This window comes from Halorubrum ezzemoulense DSM 17463, from assembly GCF_002114285.1.
Lineage (GTDB): Archaea > Halobacteriota > Halobacteria > Halobacteriales > Haloferacaceae > Halorubrum > Halorubrum ezzemoulense.
In genome coordinates this window covers 91,888-109,874 of record NZ_NEDJ01000001.1, presented here as the reverse complement: position 1 = coordinate 109,874, position 17,987 = coordinate 91,888, and the positions used below count along the sequence as shown (strand labels likewise).

Sequence of the window (17,987 nt, the reverse complement as noted above, 5' to 3'; positions counted from 1 at the left end):
GCCTCGGGGAACGGTGGTGACCGGACCGCCGGGGCTGTGAGCGCGGTTTACTATTATCATTGATAATTTGCTCCGAGGCGTTTTAGCCCTCGGTCGAAACCGGTGCGACATGACGCAGACGGGACCCACGACGCTCTCTCGACGGCGGCTCGCCGCCGGTCTCGGGGGGGCTGTGGCGGGCGCGCTGGCCGGGTGCCTCGGCGACGAGGCCCCCGGTTCGGTGTCGATAGACACCGGCAACGACGAACCGGCGGACGACGAGGCCGACGGGGGAGACGCGATCCGGAACGCGGCGGACGCCAGCGCGACGGTCGGGATGATCTACGCGCTCGGCGGGCTAGACGACCGGTCGTTCAACGACGCCGCGAACCGGGGTATCCAGCGCGCGCGCCTCGATCACGACGTGGCGTTCGCGAACGAGGAGCCGACCTCGATCCCGGAGTTCGAGACCGCGCAGGACGCCCTCTCGTCGTCGACCGACCCCGCCTACGACCTGATCTGCTGTATCGGCTTCCTCCAGGCGGACGCGCTCTCGACGGTCGCGGGCGAGCACCCCGACCAGCGGTACGCAATCGTCGACTCGGTCGTCGACCGCGACAACGTGGCGAGCTACGTGTTCCGCGAACACGAGGGGTCGTTCCAGGCCGGCCACCTCGCCGGGCTGGTGACGGACCGCGACGTGTCCGTCGGCGCGGGGTCGACCGTCCCCGACGAGCGGACCGTCGGCTACGTCGGCGGCGTCGACTCGCCGCTCGTCCGCAAGTTCGAGGCCGGCTACCGCGCCGGCGTCGACCACGCGACCGCGGACGTGTCGGTGCTGTCAACGTACCTCGGCGCGTTCGACGACCCCGAGGGCGGGTACGCCGCCGCCGCGGAGATGTTCGAACAGGGGGCCGACGTGGTGTACCACGCGGCCGGCGGGAGCGGACTCGGCGTGTTTCAGGCGGCCCAGGAGTACGGCCGGTACGCGATCGGCGTCGACTCCGACCAGTCGCGCAGCAACCCGCGGTACGCCGACGTGATCCTCGCGTCGATGGTGAAGCGGGTCGGCACCGCGGTGTACGACGCCGTCGAGGAGACGATCGACGACGACCTCGCCACCGGCTCCACGACGGCGCTCGGGCTCGCCGAGGACGGCGTCGCGCTCGTCTACGGTACGACGCTCGGGCCGGTGATCCCCGACGACGTGCGCGCCGCGATCGTCGACTCCGGCGAGCGGATCGTCGCCGGCGACCTGTCGGTCCCCACGGACCCGGAGGCGGTGAACTGATGGCACCCGACTCGTTCGAGCGCCTCGTGCGCGCGGTCGGGCGGCTCCTCCCGAACGCGGTGCGCCGCCGGTACGCCGCGAAGTTCGCGCTGGCGTTCCTCGTGGTCGCGGCGGTCGTCGTCGCCGGGGGCGCGTTCACCTACCTCCAGACCGAACAGACCGTGGAGTCGGACACGACGACGCAGCTCGCCGAGACCGGCGGCCTCCAGGCCGACGCGATCGGGTCGTGGACCGAGCGGATGAGCACCGAGACGCGGTCGATGTCGGCGGCCGACGCGCTCCGGTCCGACCGGCGCGCGCCGGCGTACGTGCTGTTGAAAGACCAACTGCTCTCCGAGGACATCGTTAGTATCCACCTCGTCGACGCGGCGCAGGACCGGGTTGTCGCCAGCACCGAACGCCCCTTAGAGGGGCGCGCGCCGAGCGACCTCGACGCGCCGTGGAGCGACGCGGACGTCCCCGAGGGGGTCGGCGAGGACGACCGGGTCTGGCGGTCGGACCGCTCGTACCGGTCGCCCGTGCTCAACGACCGCCCGGTGATGGCGTTCGCCAGCTCGGTGCCGCGGGCCGACGGCCGGTACCTCGTCGTGGTCACCCGCATCCAGCCGCAGCTCGAACGCATCCAGAACAGCGACACCGGGGAGGAGACGATGATCCTCAACGCCGCCGGGCAGACCGTCCTCGACATCGACGGCACGGTCGACGAGGCGGAACACGCCGACGGCGTCGAGGCGATCCGGGAGGGCAACGCCACGACCGCGACGCGGATCGGCGACGGTCAGGTCCACGCGTACGCCTCCGTTCCCGACACCGACTGGGTGGCCGTCACGAGCGTCGACCAGTCGACCGCGTTCGCCGTCCGCAACGACGTGGGGAACTCCGTGCTGCTCCTCATCTTCCTCACGCTCGCGTCGCTGGGCGTCGTGGGCGCCGTCCTCGGAACTCGAACGGTGCTCCCGCTCTCGCGGCTCCGCAACCGCGCCGAGCGGATCGAGTCGGGGGACCTCGACGTCGACCTGTCGACCGGACGGATCGACGAGATCGGCCGCCGGTTCAGGAGCTGCGGGGAGATGCGGGACTCGCTCCGGGACCGGATCGCCGAGGCCGAGACCGCCGCCGACGAGGCCGAGGCGGCCCGCGGGGAGGCGGAGGCCGTCACCCGCGACATGGAGGCGCGTGCGGCCGACTACAGCGAGGTGATGGGCGCGGTCGCGGACGGTGACCTCACGCGCCGGATGGACCCGGACGCGGACCGCGAGGCGATGCGCGAGATCGCCGAGGAGTTCAACGACATGGTGGCCCAGCTGGAGCGGACCACCGCGCGGGTCGCCGCCTTCGCCGGCGAGGTCGACGGCGCGAGCGCGGAGCTCGCGGCCGGCGCCGACGAGGTCGAGACCGCGAGCGGGACCGTCAGCGAGCAGATTCAGGAGATCGCCGACGGCGCGATCAGTCAGGACGAGCGCCTCGACGAGGTGAGCGACGAGATGAGCGACCTCTCCGCGAGCATCGAGGAGGTCGCCTCGTCCGCCGCGTCCGTCGCGGAGACCGCCGAGGCCGCCGCGGAGCGCGGCGAGTCCGGCCGCGAGGCCGCCTCGGAGGCGCTCGACGAGATGGACGCGATCGAGGCGCGCTCCGCGGCCGCGGTCGAGCAGATGGAGGCGCTCGACGAGCGCATGGACGAGATCGACGAGGTGGTGGAGTTCATCACCGACGTGGCCGAGCAGACGAACATCCTCGCGCTGAACGCCTCGATCGAGGCCGCCCGCGCCGGCGAGGCCGGCGAGGGCTTCGCGGTCGTCGCCGACGAGGTGAAAGAGCTCGCGGAGGAGACGCAGGAGGCCGCCGCCGAGATCGAGTCGCAGATCGCGACCGTCCGCGAGGAGACCGACGCGACGGTCGATGACATCCGCGAGACAAACGAGCGGATCGACGAGGGGGCGGACACCGTCCGCGAGGCCTCGTCGTCGCTCGAAGCGGTCGTCGACGCCGTCGAGGAGACGAACCACGGCGTTCAGGAGATCAGCGAGGCGGCCGAGGACCAGGCGCGGTCGACGCAGCGCGCGGTCGAGGGCGTCGAGGACGTCGCCGAGGTGAGCGGGGAGGTCGCCGCCGGCTCCGAGCAGGTGTCCGCCGCCGCAGAGGAGCAGACCGCGACCGTCGCCACCATCGCGGAGAACGCCGACCGGCTCCGGGGACAGGCCGAGTCGCTCTCCGAGTCGGTCTCCGCCTTCGATGTCGACGTCGACCCCGAAGAAATCGAGAGCGCGGAGTCCGACGGCGTCGACGGGGCTGAGGGCGACGACGCGGTCGGAGGCGACGAGCGACGCGATGCCGGGAACGGGACCGTCGGGGACGCCGACGGATCGCCGTCCGGTGACGGGCTCGCCGCCGACGGCGACGGGCGCCCCCCGTCGTCGGACGAACGTTAGCCCTGCTTCGGGCTCGCTATTGACGAACGAGCGCGAGGGCGACCTTTCGACTGCGTACCGACGAACGAGCGTTACTCCCCGCTCTCCGGGTGTCCCTCGACGATAGCCACGCCGGACGACGCGCCGATCCGCACCGCGCCGGCGTCGAGCATGGCCGTCGCCTCCTCGTAGGAGCCCACGCCGCCGGAGGCCTTCACGGGAAGGTACTCGCTCATCAGCTCCACGTCGGGGACGGTCGCGCCGCCGTCGGCGAACCCGGTCGACGTCTTCACCATGTCGGCGTCGGCGGCGACCGCGGCCTCGCACGCGCGGCGCTTCTCGGCGTCGTCGAGGAGGGCGGTCTCGATGATCACCTTTACCGGGACGGGCACGGCCGCGACGACGTCCGCGAGCTCGTCGGCGACCGCGCCGCCGTCGCCGGCCTTCAGCCGGCCGACGTTGATCACGAGGTCGACCTCGTCCGCGCCCGCCTCCCACGCCGTGACCGCCTCGTCGCGCTTGACCGTCGGGTCGTGTTGCCCGTGCGGGAACCCCACCACGGTGGCGATCGCCGCGGGCTCTGCCTCATACTCGGCCGCTTCGGCGACGTAGCACGGCGGGATACACGCGTTCATCCCGTGCGCGGCGGCCTCGTCGAGAACGCTCCGCACGTCGTCCCAGGTCGTCTCCGGACCGAGGACGGTGTGGTCGATGCTGGCGGCGAACTCGTCGCGGTTCATGCGTCGACCGTCGCGCGCGGCAGTAAAAGGCGTGCGGGGTCGGCGCGACCGACTTGACGACCGGTCGCTCCGGCACGAACGGGAGCGCGTTCGGAACAACGCGGGAACGGAACTCGCGGGGAGGGGGCCCGGCGCGATGCCGGTCCGTCGCGACTACGGGGCTCGGAGACCGAGGGTCGCGGGCCGAGCGCGGCGGCGTCAGCTCTCGATCTCGATCTCCGTGCCGCTGACGGCGCTCTCGACGGTCACGGGGAGCCGCACCGTCAGGATGCCGTTCCGGTATTCGGCCTCGATACCGTCCTCGTCAATCGCCTTCGGGAAGCGGAACCGACGGTGGTACGTCCGCCGGGTCCCGCGGTGTTCGTCCTCGTGTTCGCCGGCGACGTTAAGCACGCCGTCGTTCCACGAGGCGGTGATCTCCGACGGGTCGAACCCCGGAAGCTCGACCGACAGGACGAACTCGCCGTCCTCCTCGTACAGTTCGTAGTCGTTGCTACCGGATTCGAACAGTCTGCTCGGGAAGTCGAGTCCCTGTGTCCACGTGTTTGCTGGCTCAAGCATGGGCATCGCTGACCACCTCGAACTCATCCAATTATAGGGTTGCGATTCTATAAAAATCTAACGCATCTTGGTGTTGAGTCTCACACAACGGTCGACGGCCCGTCCCACCGAGCGGCGCTCCGTACAACTGCGCCGACGGATCCGGTCGCCGTCTCAGGCGCCGTCTGGCGAACAAGAGTTAGAGATTTCTCCAACGTTCGCGCGTTCGCCACGAATTTATTCCGTCCGCGTGCCACCGGGAGGCATGGATCGCGACACCGCCACGCCTGCCGTCGCCGACCTGCCGGGCGAGCGCGCTCGCGAGTGGGTCGATTACCACCACGAGTCGGCCGCGCCGAGCACCTACGTCTACGAGTTCGTCTGGGACCGCACCGCCCCCGCCGAAGGCCCGTTCTGTACCGACGTCGACGGCAACGTCCTCATGGACTTCACCAGCCACGTCGCCGCCGCGCCGCTCGGGTACAACAACCCGCTGATCATGGACCGGCTCGCGGAGTTCGACCTTGTCGACCCGCTGAAGATCGCCGGGCAGGACTTCTACGCGGCGGGCGGCCCCTCACCCGGCGACGGGATCCCCGGGGCTTCCGGGCTCATGGACCGCCTGACGGACCTGACGAGCCACTACGACATGGACACCGTCTTCCTCTCGAACTCCGGCGCCGAGGCGGTCGAGAACGCCATCAAGATCGCGTACGACGCCTCGGACGGCGCGAAGTACGCCATCACCTTCGACGGGGCGTTCCACGGGCGGACGCTCGGCGCGCTCTCGCTCAACCGCTCGAAGTCCGTGTACCGCCGCGACTTCCCCGAGGTCAGCGGCGTGATGGACGTGCCGTACTGCGACGACCGGACCTGCTCGCCCGAGACCTGCTCGTGCGGCTTCTTCGCCGACGGCGTCTCCCGGCTCCGCCGGAAGCTCGACCCAGAGCGCGGGAACGTCCACCCGGACGACGTGGCCTACCTCATCCTCGAACCGATCCAGGGCGAGGGCGGCTACCGCTTCCCCTCGGACGCGTTCACCGACGAGATCGCGGCGCTCGCCGACGAGCACGACATCACGGTCATCGCCGACGAGATCCAGTCCGGGGTCGGCCGCACCGGTGAGATGTGGGGCTCGGACCACTACGCGTACGACCCCGACGTGATCACGAGCGCCAAGGGGCTCCGCGTGGGCGCGACCGTCTCCCGGAGCGACGTGTTCCCCGAGGAGAGCGGCCGCCTCTCCTCGACGTGGGGCGCCGGCGACCTGATCGCCTCCGCGCAGGGCGCGCTCACGCTCGACGCCATCGAGGAGGCGGACCTCATGGACAACGCCGTCGTCCGCGGTCGGCAGTTCAAGGAGACGCTGCGCGACGCCGACCTCGACCCCGTCGCGGACGTCCGCGGGAAGGGACTGCTGCTCGCTGTCGAGTTCGACACGAAGGAGCGCCGAGACGCGGTCGTGGAGAACGCGTTCGAGCGCGGGCTCCTCACGCTCGCGTGCGGCCACAAGGTCCTCCGGATCCTCCCGCCGCTCGACGTCACCGAACGCGAGATCGACCTCGGCTGCGACCTCCTCACCGACGCGATCGCGGACGCGGCCTGAGCCGCCGGGGAGAGAAACCGAGCCTCAGCGGTCCGCGTACCACTCCGCGAACTTCTCTAAGGCTCGCCCGCGGTGCGACACCGCGTTCTTCCGGTCGGTGTCCATCTCCGCGAACGTCTCGCCGTCGTGTTCGAAGATCGGGTCGTAGCCGAAGCCGCCGTCGCCCCGCGGCGCGACGATCCGGCCCGGGACGTACCCCTCGAACAGCTTGACCGGGAGCGGCTCCGCGCCGGCTCCGGCCGCGCCGCCCTCGCCGTCGCTCCCGCCCTCGCCCGCCGCGTCCGGTCCCGCCGCCGCGGCCGCGTCGCGGTCGCCTTGGTCGACGGGGTCGGGGCTCGCGGCGAACCCCTCGCCGTCGCAGTAGCCGAGCGTACACCGGAAGGCGGCGCGGCGGTCGTCGAGTTCGCTCGCGACCTCGTGGACGCGCTCGATCCCGAGCGTCTCCTCAACGTACGAGGAGTACGGGCCCGGGAACCCGTCGAGCCCCTCGACGAACAGCCCCGCGTCGTCGACGAGGACCGGGGCGTCGGCGTGGCGGTACGCCTCCCGGGCCCCCTGGGCCGCGATCGGGCCGAGGTCGTCGGCCTGGACCTCCGTGTAGTCGAAGTCGAGTCGCTCCACCGAGCCGTCCGGGAGGTACCGCTCCGCCTCGCGGACCTTCCCCGGGTTCGTCGTCACGTACCTGAGCACGGATCCACGTGGGTGCGCCCGCGAGGAATAGCCGTCGGTCGCCCGCAGGGAATCGACCGACTCCGGCAGTACGTTTTTGTCGCCTCGGCGACAGCAGTCGCGCATGGCCCTCCCCACGTTCGAGAAGAAGCGGCTGATCGGTCTCATCGCGATCCTCTCGTTCGGGCTCACGTCGCTGTCCGCCGTCCTCCTCCCGAGCCCGGTGGCGCCGCTCGGACCGGCGATTTTCATCACCGGCTTCTTCATCCTGATCCCGCTGGTGGTGGTGCTCGGTGAGGACTTCCCGCTCGTCGCCGCGGACGATGCCGACGCAGGATCGGCGTCTCCTTCCGCCGAACGACCGGTGGCGGCGCTGCGGGAACGCTACGCGAACGGCGAGATCGACGAGGCGGAGTTCGAGCGGCGGCTCGACCGGCTGCTCGCGACCGAAGACCTCGACGAGCGGTTCGAGCGAACGTCCGCCGGGTTATCCGACCGGTCCGGCGAGAACAGAGCACGCGAGTACGAACTGGAGTGACGCCGGCCGGCCCGACGCGGCAACTCCCGCTCAGGGGTCGACGCGGACGATCCACGCGTCCGGGTCGTCCAGCTCGTCACCGGTCGGGAGGTTCTCGGCGCGCTCCCACACCGCGCCCGCGGCCTCGATGCCGCGCTCGTCGGCGACGTGCCGGAAGAACGCGGCCCCGCGCTCGTACTGCCGCCGCTTGAGGCCCAGTCCCAGCAGGCGCTGGGCGAGCCGCCGCACCGGGCCGCCCCCGCCTCGACGCTCGTCCAGCTTCGCCCGGAGGTCCGCGTACTCGCCGTCGAACGCGCGGTCCATCAGGACCTCGGCGTACCCCTCGACCGCCGTCATCGCGGCCTGGAGCTCCGCGAACGCGTCGGGGTCGAGCCCGCGACTCACGCCCCCTTCGCCGCCGACCATCCCCTCGACGCCGCGCTCGACGCGCGACTCGAGGTACTCCGGGAGCCACGGGGCCGCGCCGAACTCGGCGGCGTGGGTCACCTCGTGGAACGCGATCCACCGCCGGAAGCGGGGGTAGTCCACGTCGAGCGCGCTCGCGACCGCGACGATGTTCGGGTGAACGAAGTAGAGGCCGTGGTCGGCGTCCGGCTCGTCGGCGAGGAGGAGGGGGTCGTACTGGCCGAGGACGTTCCGCGAGAGGAAGCCCAAGGCGAACGCCATCGACCCCGTGTTGGCGACTCGGCTGACGTCCTGCGCGAACGCGGGGCCGCGCTTCGCGGGTGTCGCGTCGAACGTCCCGTCGGGTCCGCCGGGGTCCGCCGCGGCCGCCCCGATCGGGTCCATCACGCGCCGGAACGTGCCGACGCTCGCGTCGATCCAGTGGTGGCGGTTCTGTACCTCGACGGTGTCGGGCACGTCGAACTCGATCCCGGCGACCTCGGTGAGCCGCGAGCGGGCGTCGCGAACGTCGGCGGCGTACCCCGCGCGCTCCGCGTCGGAGATCGCGATCGATCCGGGGTCCGTGGCCTCCTTCGCGGCCGACGCGGCCCGATCCCAGTCGACGACGCCCGGTCCCTCGGCCTCGGCGACGGCCCGGACGCTTCGGAGGATGTCCATACGGACCGGACGTGCGGGCGACTCAAAGCGCTTGTGTCGACCGATCCGCGCCCCGGCGGACTCGCCGGCGGTCCCGGCGCCGAACGCCGACACCGACGTTTTCTTCCCGGCCGCCCCACAGCCACCGAGCATGGACGACACGCGCCGCGCGTTCCTCGACGACCTCTTCGCGACGCCGAGCCCCTCGGGCTTCGAGACGGCCGCCCAGCGCGTCTGGACCGACTACGTCCGCGCGTTTGCGGACCGGGTCGACACCGACTCGTACGGCAACGCCGTCGCGGTCCACGAGGGCGACCCGGACGCGCCGACGGTCGCCGTCACCGGCCACGCCGACGAGATCGGGTTCATCGTCCGGGACGTGCTCGACGACGGCTTCCTCCGGATCGGGCGGATCGGCGGCGCCGACCGCACGGTCTCGAAGGGCCAGCACGTCACGGTCCACGCCGACGAACCCGTTCAGGGCGTGATCGGCCAGACCGCGATCCACCTCCGTGACGGCGACGAGGAGTACGAGGATATCGCCGGGCAGTTCGTCGACATCGGCGCCGCCGACGCCGACGCGGCGCGCGACCACGTCGAGGTGGGCGACCCGGTCACGTTCTCGACCGGGCTCCGCGACCTCGTCGGCGACCGGATCGCCGCCCGGGGGGTCGACAACCGGGCCGGCGCGTGGGCGGCCGCGGAGGGGCTCCGGCGCGCCGCCGAGGCGGACGTCGACGCGACGGTGTACGCGGTCTCCACCGTTCAGGAGGAGGTCGGGCTCCAAGGTGCGCGAATGGTCGGCGTTGACCTCGACGACGTCGACGCGTTCGTCGCGGTCGACGTCACCCACGCGACCGACAACCCGGACGTCGACCGCGAGCGACGCGGGCCGGTCGAACTCGGCGCTGGCCCTGTGATCGGCCGCGGGAGCGCGAACCACCCGGTCCTCGTCGACCTCGCGCGCGACGCGGCCGCCGACGCCGGCGTCGATGTCCAGCTTCAGGCGGCCGGCACCCGAACCGGGACCGACGCTGACGCGTTCTACACGGTGCGCGGCGGGACCCCCGCGCTCAACGTCTCGATCCCGAACCGCTACATGCACACGCCGGTAGAGGTGATCGACACCGCCGACCTCGACGGCGTCGCCGACCTCCTCGCGGCGCTCGCCGCGGCCGCGGGCGACCGCGAGGGGGCGACGAATCCGTTCGCCGTCGACGTCTGAACCGGCCGCCGTCGGTCCGCTCGGCACGACAAACCGGGGCACGGCGGCGTCGAAACGGAACTGTTTTACAATCGTCTTTCTTACCGTCAATTGCGACGAAAGACGTGCTCTGGTGGTGTAGTCCGGCCAATCATATCACCCTCTCACGGTGATGACCTGGGTTCAAATCCCAGCCGGAGCATTTCTCTCTCGATGCGACCGAACCCGATCAGTACCGGCCGTACTCGACCGCCCGCCGTCGGTCGACGCATCGCTCCGCCTCCGTCGGTCGACGCATCGCTCCGCCTCCGCCGGACCGATCGGCCACCGTTCGAGGTAGCGGCAGGTGTTGAGACGGCGTCCGGGTTTTAGCTGGCGGCGCGCGAGCCACGGCGTATGAGCGACGCCGCACGCCCCGCCCCCACCGCCGACGAGGCGCTCCACACGACCGTCGACCTCCCCTTCGAGGACGCGGTGCCGTTCGTCCAGCTCGAACACGAACTCGCCGACTTCGAGACCGTGCGCGTCACGCGGCTCGACGAGATGATCGAGGGGATGCTCGGCCACGACGACGCCGAGCGGACCGCGCTGATCGTCGTCTGTCACCCCGAGATCGCGTCCGACGCGCTGCGGATCGACCCGACGCTCGCCGGTATGCTCCCCTGTACCACGGTCGTGTACGAACGCGCCGGCGACGACCGCGTCCACGTCCACCACGTGTCCGCCACGAAGGCGATCCGCGACCTCGGCTGCGCGTCGGCGGCCGGGGCCGACGAGGGCGCGGTCGAGGACCTCGTGGTGAAGACCGGCGAGCTGATGGCCGTCGTCTGGGAGAACATCGAGCGGCACGGCCGGGAGTAGCCTCGGACGGCTCGGCCGCGCTCACCGGTTCAGCCGCCACCGGATCACCGCGGCGGCGACGAGGACCGTCCCGAACGTGACGACCCCGGAGATCAGCGCGCCGCGGGCGCTGTTCGCGCCCGTCGCGAACGCGCTCACCGACGCGGAGCCGCCGACCAGCGCCGCCCCGCCGGCCACCCCGCCGAACCCGATACAACAGAGGCTCAACAGGCCGACCGCGGACAGCGACCCGAGGATCCCGTCGTCGCTCATCGCTTCCCTCACCGCGGGCGACGGGGAAATAGGTGGTGGGGTCGGGCGCGACTGGCGCCCCGTCGTCGGGGGGCGGCCGGCGTCGCTCGTCGGCGTCCCGCGGCCGTGGTCGCCGCCCAAGCGAGGGTTTAATTCCGACAGCGCGCGAGGGCGTCGTGTGGACCCGAGCCGGATCCCCGCCGAGTTCCCCGCCCCGAGCTTCCGCGGCGCGCAGGAGCAGGCCCTCGCCGACATCCGCGACGCGTTCGCCGCCGGTAACCGCGTCGTGTTAGTGCGCGCGCCGACGGGCAGCGGCAAGTCGCTGCTCGCCCGGGCGATCATGGGCGCGGCCGAGACCGCGGGCGAGGCGGCCCCCAGCGAGGCGACCGGCGCGTACTACACCACCCCGCAGGTGTCGCAGATCGACGACGTGGAGGCCGACGACCTCCTCGACGACCTCGCGGTGATCCGCGGGAAGTCGAACTACGACTGCGTGCTCCCCGGCGAGCACGACACGCCCGTGAACCGCGCGCCCTGCGCGCGCCAGCAGGGGTTCGACTGCTCGATCCGGCACCGCTGCCCGTACTTCTCCGACCGGGCCATCGCGTCCGGCAACCGCTTCGCGGCACAGACGTTAGCGTACTTCATGCGCACCGCCGGCTCCGAGGTGTTCCGGAAGCGCGACGCCGTCGTGATAGACGAGGCGCACGGGCTCGCCGAGTGGGCCGAGATGTACGCGACGATCGAGATATCGCCCGACCGCGTCCCGGTGTGGGACGACGTCGGCGTCCCGGACGTCGCGGCCGACGCCGGCCCCGAGGAGGACGCGGTCGACCGGACCGCGCGGTTCGTCGAGACGCTCCGCGACGTGGCGATCCGGGCGAAAGACGAGCTGGTCGGCCGCCCCGAGCTCGACCGCGAGGAGGTCGCCCGGCGCGACCGGCTCCAGGAGCTCATAAGCGAACTGGGCTGGTTCCTCGAGGACTATCGCGACATCGAGTCCCCGACCTCGTGGGTCGTCGACCAGCCGGGCGGCGAGGAGTCGGCCCTCGATATCAAACCGCTCGACCCCGCCCGGTACCTCCGGCACACCGTCTGGGACCGGGGGAACCGGTTCGCGCTGCTGTCGGCGACCATCCTCTCGAAGGAGGCGTTCTGCCGCGGCGTCGGGCTCGACCCCGCCGACGTCGCCCTCGTTGACGTCGAGCACACGTTCCCGCTCGCGAACCGCCCGCTGTACGACGTGACGCAGGGGTCGATGACGTCCGAGAACCGCGACGAGACGGTGCCGAAGATCGCCCGGCTCCTCGTCCGGCTGATGGCGGAACACCCCGACGAGAAGGGGCTGATCCACGCGCACTCGTACGACATCGCCGAGCGGATCACCGAGCGGCTCGGCGAGTTCGGCGTCGCCGCGCGGGTCAGGCGGCACGACAGGCAGAACCGCGACGCCGAACTGGAGGCGTGGAAGGCGAGCGCGGACCCGGAGGTGTTCGTCTCGGTGAAGATGGAGGAGGCGCTGGACCTGAAGGGCGACCTCTGTCGCTGGCAGGTGGTGTGTAAGGCGCCGTACCGGAACACGAACGACTCGCGGGTCGCCCGCCGGCTGGCGGACGGGCAGTGGGCGTGGTACCACCGGACGGCGCTGCGCACGGTCATCCAAGCGTGCGGGCGAGTCGGCCGCGCCCCGGACGACTACGGCGCGACGTACCTCGCCGACGACTCGCTGCTCGACCTCTTCGACCGCGCCGCGGCCGACACGCCCGCGTGGTTCCGCGATCAGGTCGACGCGATGACGACCCCGTCGCTCCCGGCGTTCGACCCCGACGCGGCGCTGGCGGGTATCGACGCGTCGGCGGCGAACGGTGCGCGGAGCGGACGGCGGCGGCGCCGCCGCTCGGGTGGGTCGAGGGGTTCGGATCGCTCGTCGCCTGCCGACGGCGATTCCTCGGTCGGCGACGGGGACGCGACCGCCGACAGCGGAACGACCGACGACGAGTCGGTCCGGACCCGCTCCGAGCGGGACGCGGAGCGACGGCAGAACCACCCGCTGTCGGACGTGTGGGGCGACGGCTGACGAGGCGCTATCCAGACGCGGCCGTCACAGCAGCGAGACGCCGTACGCGACCATGGAGCTCACCATGAGAAACGCGAAGAACAACGCCATGAGCTGTTGTCTGTCCATATCGGCGTTCGACCGCAGAGGCGTATAACTCCTGCGGGCGAGCGACGACGACGCGTGCGTCATATTACCACCTCCGAGCCGATCGTCCGTCAATATATATCGTATAAGGTGTATCAGGGGCCTGAATGAAGTAGTAACCTTCATAATCCCTCACGCGACTACTGGATGTATGGCCACGAACGGGCTGTCGAGTGCGCTGACGCTGTACGGTGCGCGAACCCTGACGCTGTCGCAGGCGGCCGCACAGGCAGGGCTCAGCGAGGCCGAATTCATCGAGCAACTCGAACGCCGCGGCATCGAGGTAACGGAGTCCGAGCGCGCCGCCGCGCTCGGCTGCGAGCAGCCCGCCCGCGCCGACTGAGCGGTGTCCCCCGCGGTCGGGGATGCCGACGCGTCGACGGTTTTCGCGACGCCGTCTCACGAACGATCAGTTCTACGGCCCTCCAGCCGTCCTCGTAGCGCGTTCGGTCCGGCTCGCAGCGATCCCTCAGTTGCCGCTCCGAGCCGACTCCGCGGTCCGTTCCGCCTCGTCGTCGGGCACGAGGTGGACCTCACCGCCGTGTTCGAACGCGAGGACCACGTCGGCGTCGCCGTCGACGAACGCCGGGTTCGGGACGGTCTTCGCCTCGTAGGTGACGGGGTCGAGCACCTGGATCGCGTTCTCGTCTTCGACGGTCACCACGGTGGTCTCCGTCGCGTCCGCGCGGGTCCCGAGCCGGGTCGCGTCGGGGGCCTCCGCGTCCGCGAACGCGGACGTGTACTCCGCGCCGCTCGCGAGCCGGATCCCCTGGAGACGGCCCGAGACGCCCGTGACGAGGACCGGCCCGTCGCCGTCCTCAGGGTCGACGATCTCGCCCTCCGCGTACTTCGGCAGCCGCACCGCGAACGTGACGCGGTACACCTCGTTGCCGTCGCCGTCCTCGGTGACGAGCGTCGGATACGACTCGAAGCTCCCGCCGAGCGACTCGGTGATCCGCGTCGCCACGTTCTGCGCGAGCCGGTTCGAGGAGAGCTTGATGTCCGGCCCGTCGTCGGTCTCGTTCACCTCGGTGATGAACGCCTCGCGGTCGCCGTCGGCCTCCTGGTCGGCGACGTACGACTCCGCGATGTCGAGCGCCTCGGCGCGCTCCGCCGGGGTGAGGTCGCGCTCGTCCGCGCGGACCTGAACGATCCCGGCGTAGTAGCCGCCGGCGATGCGCCCGCAGCGGTCGCAGGTCCCCCGTGATATCTTCACGGGGACCGTCCCCTCCGCGGAGCGGAGGGTCCCGCGGACGACGCCCGAGAAGCGGCAGTGCATCCGGACCGTGTTCTCGTCGACCTGCTCGGGCTCGACGCCCCACTCGACCTCCTCGGCGTCGACGTGGACGCCGAGCGCCTCCGCGACCTCGTCGACGGCGACGTCGGTGTAGTCGCGCGCGCCGACGTCGCGCCACGACTCGCCGCGCCTGACGGCGCCGCAGCCGGAACAAACCAACACCTCGATCCGGTCGGGGGCGTCGACCAGGTCGAAGTCCTCGAAGTAGCAGTCGTCGCAGAGCAGCGCGTCTCGCCCGCGCGGCTCGCCCGGAAGGGGGTCGCGCCGCTCGGGGACCGGGTCGCCGCAGCGCGGACAGAACTCCCGCGACTCGCTCATTACCCGCGGCTACGCCGAGGGCCCGTTTAAACGACGCGGACCGTCCCCGTCGGCGTCGACGGTTCTGCGGGCGGCTCCGGCCGTTCCGCGCGGGTCGCGACCTCCGAAATGGTTTTTCGCACGGACCGAGAACGGGTGCGTATGAGCGGTAACCCAGACGACGAGCGGCTCGAAGAACTGCGCGAACAGAAGATGGAGGAGCTTCGCGAGCGACAGGGCGGCGAGGGCGACGCCGCGGAGGCCCAACAGCAGGCCCAAGAGCGCGCCGAGGCCCAGCAGGAGGCGGTGCTGAAACAGTACCTCACCGACGGAGCCCGCCAGCGCCTCAACGCGGTCGAGATGTCGAAGCCGCAGTTCGGCGAGAAGGTGAAGAAACAGGTCGCCGCGCTGGCGCAGAGCGGACGCATTCAGGGACAGATCGACGAGGACCAGATGCGCGACCTGCTCAAAGAGCTCCAGCCCGAACAGAAGAGCTTCGACATCCGCCGCCGGTAGATGGAGCTCGCGCTGCTGTACAGCGGGGGGAAAGACTCCTCGCTGGCCGCCCACCTGCTCGACCGGTTCTACGATGTCCGCTGTGTCACCGGGAGCTTCGGGCTCACGGACGACTGGGAGCACGCCGAGCGGGCGGCCGGCGAACTCGGGTTCCCGTTCGAGCGGGCCGACCTCGACCGCGAAGTGGCCGAGCGCGCCGCCGAGACGATGGTCGCGGACGGCTACCCCCGGAACGGGATCCAGCGCGTCCACGAGCACGCCCTCGAGACCATCGCCGCGCTCGACGTCGACGCCATCGCGGACGGCACCCGCCGCGACGACCGCGTCCCCACGGTGTCGCGGGCGCAGGCGCAGAGCCTCGAGGATCGAAGCGGGATCGACTACATCTCCCCGCTCTCCGGGTTCGGCCGCCACGCCGTCGACCAGCTCGTCGGGGCGACCTTCGACGTCCAGCAGGGACCCAGCGAGGAGGTCCCCAAGGCCGACTACGAGGACGAGCTCCGGACGCTCATCGCCGACGAGTACGGCGAGGGCACGGTGGGAGAGGTGTTCCCGGACCACGACCAGACGTACGTCCACGGCCGGACCGACTGACTCCCGCAGACCCGGAAGCGCCGGAACTCCTTTCGACCCCGCGGTCGTAGCGTCGGGCATGTCATCCGACCGAGTCGTCGACCTGCTCAAGACGGCGTACGCCGACGAGATCGAGACCGTGATGAACTACCAGACGAACGCGATCGTCCTCGACGGCGTCCGGGCCGAGGAGATCAAAGAGAGCCTCAAACAGGACGTCCAGGAGGAGCTCGGCCACGCCGAACAGCTCGGGCAGCGGCTCAAACAGCTCGACGCGCGGCCGCCCGGCTCCGCCGAGTTCCCCGCCGGGCAGGAGTCGCTCCAGCCGCCCGAGGACTCGACGGACGTGTTGGCCGTCATCAACGGCGTGCTCGACGCCGAGGAGGACGCGATCGCGACGTACCGCGACCTGATCGACGCCGCGGAGGCGGCGGACGACCCGGTGACCGAGGACCTCGCCGTGACGCTGCTCTCGGACGAGGAGGCCCACCGGACCGAGTTCCGCGGATTCCAGAAGGAGTACCAGCGCGAGTAGACGGCCCGCGGAGCCGCCGCCCCTCGGCCGCGACCGCGCGCCGATCCCGGCTGTCCCGCCCCGAAGGGATGCTTTCAAGCGGGCGCTCGCCGAACCGGCGTCCATGTACGACGGCCTCAAAGGCTTCCGCGACTTCTACCCCGGCGAGCAGTCCGCCCGCCGCGAGGTGACCGACGCGATCGAGGACGCGGCGGCCCGCCACGGCTTCCGCGAGATCGCGACGCCCGCGCTAGAGCGGACGGAGATGTACGTGGACAAATCCGGCGAGGAGATCGTCGAGGAGCTGTACGCCTTCGACGACAAGGGCGGCCGCGGCGTCTCGATGACGCCGGAGCTCACGCCGACGGTCGCGCGGATGGTCGTCGAGAAGGGCCAGGAGCTGTCGAAGCCGATCAAGTGGGTCTCCACCCGCCCGTTCTGGCGCTACGAGCAGGTCCAGCAGGGCCGGTTCCGCGAGTTCTACCAGACGAACATCGACGTGTTCGGCTCGTCGGCGCCCGAGGCCGACGCCGAGGTGCTCGCGACCGCCGCCGACGCCCTGACCGACCTCGGACTCACCGGCGACGACTTCGAGTTCCGCGTCTCGCACCGCGACATCCTCGGCGGCCTCGTCCGGTCGCTCGCCGCCGACCCCGACGCGGTCGACACCGCTGCCGCGATCCGCGCGGTCGACAAGCGCGCGAAGGTCGACGACGCCGAGTACGTCGGACTGCTCTCCGACGCGGGCCTCGCCCGCGACACCGCGCGCGACTTCGACGACCTCATCGCGGGGGTGGAGACCGTCGACGACCTCGACGCGGTCGCCGAGGCGGGCGACGAGTCGGTCGAGGCCGCGGTCGAGAACCTCCGGAACGTCCTCGCCGCCGCCGCCGACTTCGGTGCGGGCGAGTTCTGCGACGTGTCCCTGACGACCGCCCGCGGGCTCGACTACTACACCGGGGTCGTCTTCGAGTGCTTCGACTCCACCGGCGAGGTGTCCCGCTCCGTCTTCGGCGGCGGGCGCTACGACGACCTCATCGAGAGCTTCGGCGGCCAGCCCACCCCCGCGGTCGGGGTCGCCCCCGGCCACGCCACTCTCAAGCTGCTCTGCCAGCGCGCCGGGGTCTGGCCGGACGAGGAGCTCTCGACCGACTACTACGTGCTCGGCGTGGGCGACACGCGGGGCGAGGCGGCCGCGCTCGCGAGCGACCTCCGCGCGCTCGGCGACGACGTGGTGGTCGAACAGGACGTCTCCGACCGCTCGTTCGGCGCGCAGTTGGGCTACGCCGACTCGATCAACGCCGAGACGGTCGTGGTCGTCGGTGAGCGCGACCTCGAGAACGGCGAGTACACGGTGAAGGACATGGAAAGCGGCGACGAGACGACGGTGCCTGTCGAGGAGTTCCCGCCCGAGGAGGGGCTCCCGACGTACGAGGACTACGAGTAGGCGCGTCGGTCGCGGCCTGAACCCTTTTCAGG

General features: G+C 71.2%; 19 protein-coding genes and 1 tRNA gene. 13 read left to right on the top strand and 7 right to left on the bottom strand.

Going from position 1 to position 17,987, the window contains the following annotated elements:
• Positions 1-109 precede the first annotated feature (109 nt).
• Together B9H04_RS00570 and B9H04_RS00565 are read left to right on the top strand one after the other, a co-directional pair.
• Positions 110-1,270, top strand: a complete 1,161-nt coding sequence (locus tag B9H04_RS00570) for a BMP family lipoprotein (protein WP_049930486.1) — start codon at positions 110-112, stop codon at positions 1,268-1,270.
• Entirely contained in the window at positions 1,270-3,699 is a 2,430-nt protein-coding gene (locus B9H04_RS00565; protein ID WP_085682346.1) for a methyl-accepting chemotaxis protein, read from the top strand. Before B9H04_RS00570 ends, B9H04_RS00565 begins: the two co-directional genes overlap by 1 nt.
• Before the next feature lie 71 nt (positions 3,700-3,770).
• Here B9H04_RS00565 and deoC read toward each other — a convergent pair whose 3' ends face one another.
• Positions 3,771-4,418 (bottom strand): deoxyribose-phosphate aldolase, encoded by a 648-nt coding sequence (gene deoC, locus B9H04_RS00560; RefSeq protein WP_049930489.1) that lies wholly within the window; start codon positions 4,416-4,418, stop codon positions 3,771-3,773.
• Positions 4,419-4,616: 198 nt separating this feature from the next.
• The gene (locus tag B9H04_RS00555; RefSeq protein ID WP_049930686.1) at positions 4,617-4,979 is read right to left on the bottom strand and encodes an Hsp20/alpha crystallin family protein; all 363 of its coding nucleotides are present in this window, start codon (positions 4,977-4,979) and stop codon (positions 4,617-4,619) included.
• Between the two features lie 244 nt (positions 4,980-5,223).
• Between B9H04_RS00555 and B9H04_RS00550 the strand changes: the two genes are divergently transcribed.
• On the top strand, positions 5,224-6,564 hold the full coding sequence (locus tag B9H04_RS00550; protein ID WP_049930491.1) for an aminotransferase class III-fold pyridoxal phosphate-dependent enzyme: 1,341 nt from the start codon (positions 5,224-5,226) through the stop codon (positions 6,562-6,564).
• 24 nt (positions 6,565-6,588) lie between these two features.
• Here the strand turns inward: B9H04_RS00550 and B9H04_RS00545 are convergent, their stop codons facing one another.
• Positions 6,589-7,254 carry a non-canonical purine NTP pyrophosphatase gene (locus B9H04_RS00545; RefSeq protein ID WP_049930492.1) on the bottom strand — a complete coding sequence of 222 codons (666 nt, stop codon included), beginning with the start codon at positions 7,252-7,254 and terminating at the stop codon, positions 6,589-6,591.
• A gap of 103 nt (positions 7,255-7,357) precedes the next feature.
• Between B9H04_RS00545 and B9H04_RS00540 the strand changes: the two genes are divergently transcribed.
• Positions 7,358-7,771: an SHOCT domain-containing protein gene (locus tag B9H04_RS00540; RefSeq protein ID WP_049930493.1), complete on the top strand. Its 414-nt coding sequence runs from the start codon at positions 7,358-7,360 to the stop codon at positions 7,769-7,771.
• 30 nt (positions 7,772-7,801) lie between these two features.
• Here B9H04_RS00540 and B9H04_RS00535 read toward each other — a convergent pair whose 3' ends face one another.
• Positions 7,802-8,833, bottom strand: a complete 1,032-nt coding sequence (locus tag B9H04_RS00535; protein WP_085682359.1) for a zinc-dependent metalloprotease — start codon at positions 8,831-8,833, stop codon at positions 7,802-7,804.
• Between the two features lie 130 nt (positions 8,834-8,963).
• Between B9H04_RS00535 and B9H04_RS00530 the strand changes: the two genes are divergently transcribed.
• From B9H04_RS00530 to B9H04_RS00520, 3 genes are all read left to right on the top strand, one after another.
• Positions 8,964-10,037 carry a M28 family peptidase gene (locus B9H04_RS00530; RefSeq protein ID WP_049930495.1) on the top strand — a complete coding sequence of 358 codons (1,074 nt, stop codon included), beginning with the start codon at positions 8,964-8,966 and terminating at the stop codon, positions 10,035-10,037.
• A 106-nt stretch (positions 10,038-10,143) separates the two neighbouring features.
• A tRNA-Glu gene (locus B9H04_RS00525) sits at positions 10,144-10,218 on the top strand.
• Positions 10,219-10,412: 194 nt separating this feature from the next.
• Positions 10,413-10,877, top strand: a complete 465-nt coding sequence (locus B9H04_RS00520; protein ID WP_049930497.1) for a DUF302 domain-containing protein — start codon at positions 10,413-10,415, stop codon at positions 10,875-10,877.
• A 21-nt stretch (positions 10,878-10,898) separates the two neighbouring features.
• On the opposite strand, the gene B9H04_RS00515 is transcribed toward B9H04_RS00520, so the two are convergent.
• On the bottom strand, positions 10,899-11,129 hold the full coding sequence (locus tag B9H04_RS00515) for a hypothetical protein (protein WP_049930499.1): 231 nt from the start codon (positions 11,127-11,129) through the stop codon (positions 10,899-10,901).
• A 157-nt stretch (positions 11,130-11,286) separates the two neighbouring features.
• Here B9H04_RS00515 and B9H04_RS00510 point away from each other — a divergent pair, with 157 nt between their 5' ends.
• Positions 11,287-13,185: a helicase C-terminal domain-containing protein gene (locus B9H04_RS00510; RefSeq protein WP_085682345.1), complete on the top strand. Its 1,899-nt coding sequence runs from the start codon at positions 11,287-11,289 to the stop codon at positions 13,183-13,185.
• Positions 13,186-13,209: 24 nt separating this feature from the next.
• Here B9H04_RS00510 and B9H04_RS18505 read toward each other — a convergent pair whose 3' ends face one another.
• Positions 13,210-13,356, bottom strand: coding sequence for a hypothetical protein (locus B9H04_RS18505; RefSeq protein WP_155120030.1), 147 nt, complete (start codon positions 13,354-13,356; stop codon positions 13,210-13,212).
• A 106-nt stretch (positions 13,357-13,462) separates the two neighbouring features.
• On the opposite strand from B9H04_RS18505, the gene B9H04_RS00505 reads away from it, so the two are divergent.
• Entirely contained in the window at positions 13,463-13,654 is a 192-nt protein-coding gene (locus B9H04_RS00505; protein ID WP_049930501.1) for a UPF0175 family protein, read from the top strand.
• 126 nt (positions 13,655-13,780) lie between these two features.
• Here the strand turns inward: B9H04_RS00505 and B9H04_RS00500 are convergent, their stop codons facing one another.
• A complete protein-coding gene (locus tag B9H04_RS00500; protein WP_085682344.1) occupies positions 13,781-14,926 on the bottom strand; it encodes a 60S ribosomal export protein NMD3 in 1,146 nt (381 codons plus the stop codon).
• Positions 14,927-15,067: 141 nt separating this feature from the next.
• Here B9H04_RS00500 and B9H04_RS00495 point away from each other — a divergent pair, with 141 nt between their 5' ends.
• From B9H04_RS00495 to hisS, 4 genes are all read left to right on the top strand, one after another.
• Complete coding sequence (locus B9H04_RS00495; protein WP_049930504.1) at positions 15,068-15,421, top strand: DNA-binding protein; 354 nt, start codon at positions 15,068-15,070, stop codon at positions 15,419-15,421.
• The gene (locus B9H04_RS00490; protein ID WP_049930505.1) at positions 15,422-16,015 is read left to right on the top strand and encodes a DUF7411 family protein; all 594 of its coding nucleotides are present in this window, start codon (positions 15,422-15,424) and stop codon (positions 16,013-16,015) included.
• A 58-nt stretch (positions 16,016-16,073) separates the two neighbouring features.
• Positions 16,074-16,529, top strand: a complete 456-nt coding sequence (locus B9H04_RS00485; protein WP_085682343.1) for a ferritin-like domain-containing protein — start codon at positions 16,074-16,076, stop codon at positions 16,527-16,529.
• 103 nt (positions 16,530-16,632) lie between these two features.
• A complete protein-coding gene (hisS, locus tag B9H04_RS00480; RefSeq protein ID WP_049930508.1) occupies positions 16,633-17,955 on the top strand; it encodes a histidine--tRNA ligase in 1,323 nt (440 codons plus the stop codon).
• Positions 17,956-17,987 lie beyond the last annotated feature (32 nt).

Excerpts from the sequence above, each read along its gene's own strand:
- B9H04_RS00570 (WP_049930486.1), top strand. The coding sequence starts at position 110 with ATGACGCAGACGGGACCCACGACGCTCTCTCGACGGCGGCTCGCCGCC.
- B9H04_RS00565 (WP_085682346.1), top strand. The coding sequence starts at position 1,270 with ATGGCACCCGACTCGTTCGAGCGCCTCGTGCGCGCGGTCGGGCGGCTC.
- deoC (WP_049930489.1), bottom strand. The coding sequence starts at position 4,418 with ATGAACCGCGACGAGTTCGCCGCCAGCATCGACCACACCGTCCTCGGT.
- B9H04_RS00555 (WP_049930686.1), bottom strand. The coding sequence starts at position 4,979 with ATGCTTGAGCCAGCAAACACGTGGACACAGGGACTCGACTTCCCGAGC.
- B9H04_RS00550 (WP_049930491.1), top strand. The coding sequence starts at position 5,224 with ATGGATCGCGACACCGCCACGCCTGCCGTCGCCGACCTGCCGGGCGAG.
- B9H04_RS00540 (WP_049930493.1), top strand. The coding sequence starts at position 7,358 with ATGGCCCTCCCCACGTTCGAGAAGAAGCGGCTGATCGGTCTCATCGCG.
- B9H04_RS00535 (WP_085682359.1), bottom strand. The coding sequence starts at position 8,833 with ATGGACATCCTCCGAAGCGTCCGGGCCGTCGCCGAGGCCGAGGGACCG.
- B9H04_RS00530 (WP_049930495.1), top strand. The coding sequence starts at position 8,964 with ATGGACGACACGCGCCGCGCGTTCCTCGACGACCTCTTCGCGACGCCG.
- B9H04_RS00520 (WP_049930497.1), top strand. The coding sequence starts at position 10,413 with ATGAGCGACGCCGCACGCCCCGCCCCCACCGCCGACGAGGCGCTCCAC.
- B9H04_RS00515 (WP_049930499.1), bottom strand. The coding sequence starts at position 11,129 with ATGAGCGACGACGGGATCCTCGGGTCGCTGTCCGCGGTCGGCCTGTTG.
- B9H04_RS18505 (WP_155120030.1), bottom strand. The coding sequence starts at position 13,356 with ATGACGCACGCGTCGTCGTCGCTCGCCCGCAGGAGTTATACGCCTCTG.
- B9H04_RS00505 (WP_049930501.1), top strand. The coding sequence starts at position 13,463 with ATGGCCACGAACGGGCTGTCGAGTGCGCTGACGCTGTACGGTGCGCGA.
- B9H04_RS00500 (WP_085682344.1), bottom strand. The coding sequence starts at position 14,926 with ATGAGCGAGTCGCGGGAGTTCTGTCCGCGCTGCGGCGACCCGGTCCCC.
- B9H04_RS00495 (WP_049930504.1), top strand. The coding sequence starts at position 15,068 with ATGAGCGGTAACCCAGACGACGAGCGGCTCGAAGAACTGCGCGAACAG.
- B9H04_RS00490 (WP_049930505.1), top strand. The coding sequence starts at position 15,422 with ATGGAGCTCGCGCTGCTGTACAGCGGGGGGAAAGACTCCTCGCTGGCC.
- B9H04_RS00485 (WP_085682343.1), top strand. The coding sequence starts at position 16,074 with ATGTCATCCGACCGAGTCGTCGACCTGCTCAAGACGGCGTACGCCGAC.
- hisS (WP_049930508.1), top strand. The coding sequence starts at position 16,633 with ATGTACGACGGCCTCAAAGGCTTCCGCGACTTCTACCCCGGCGAGCAG.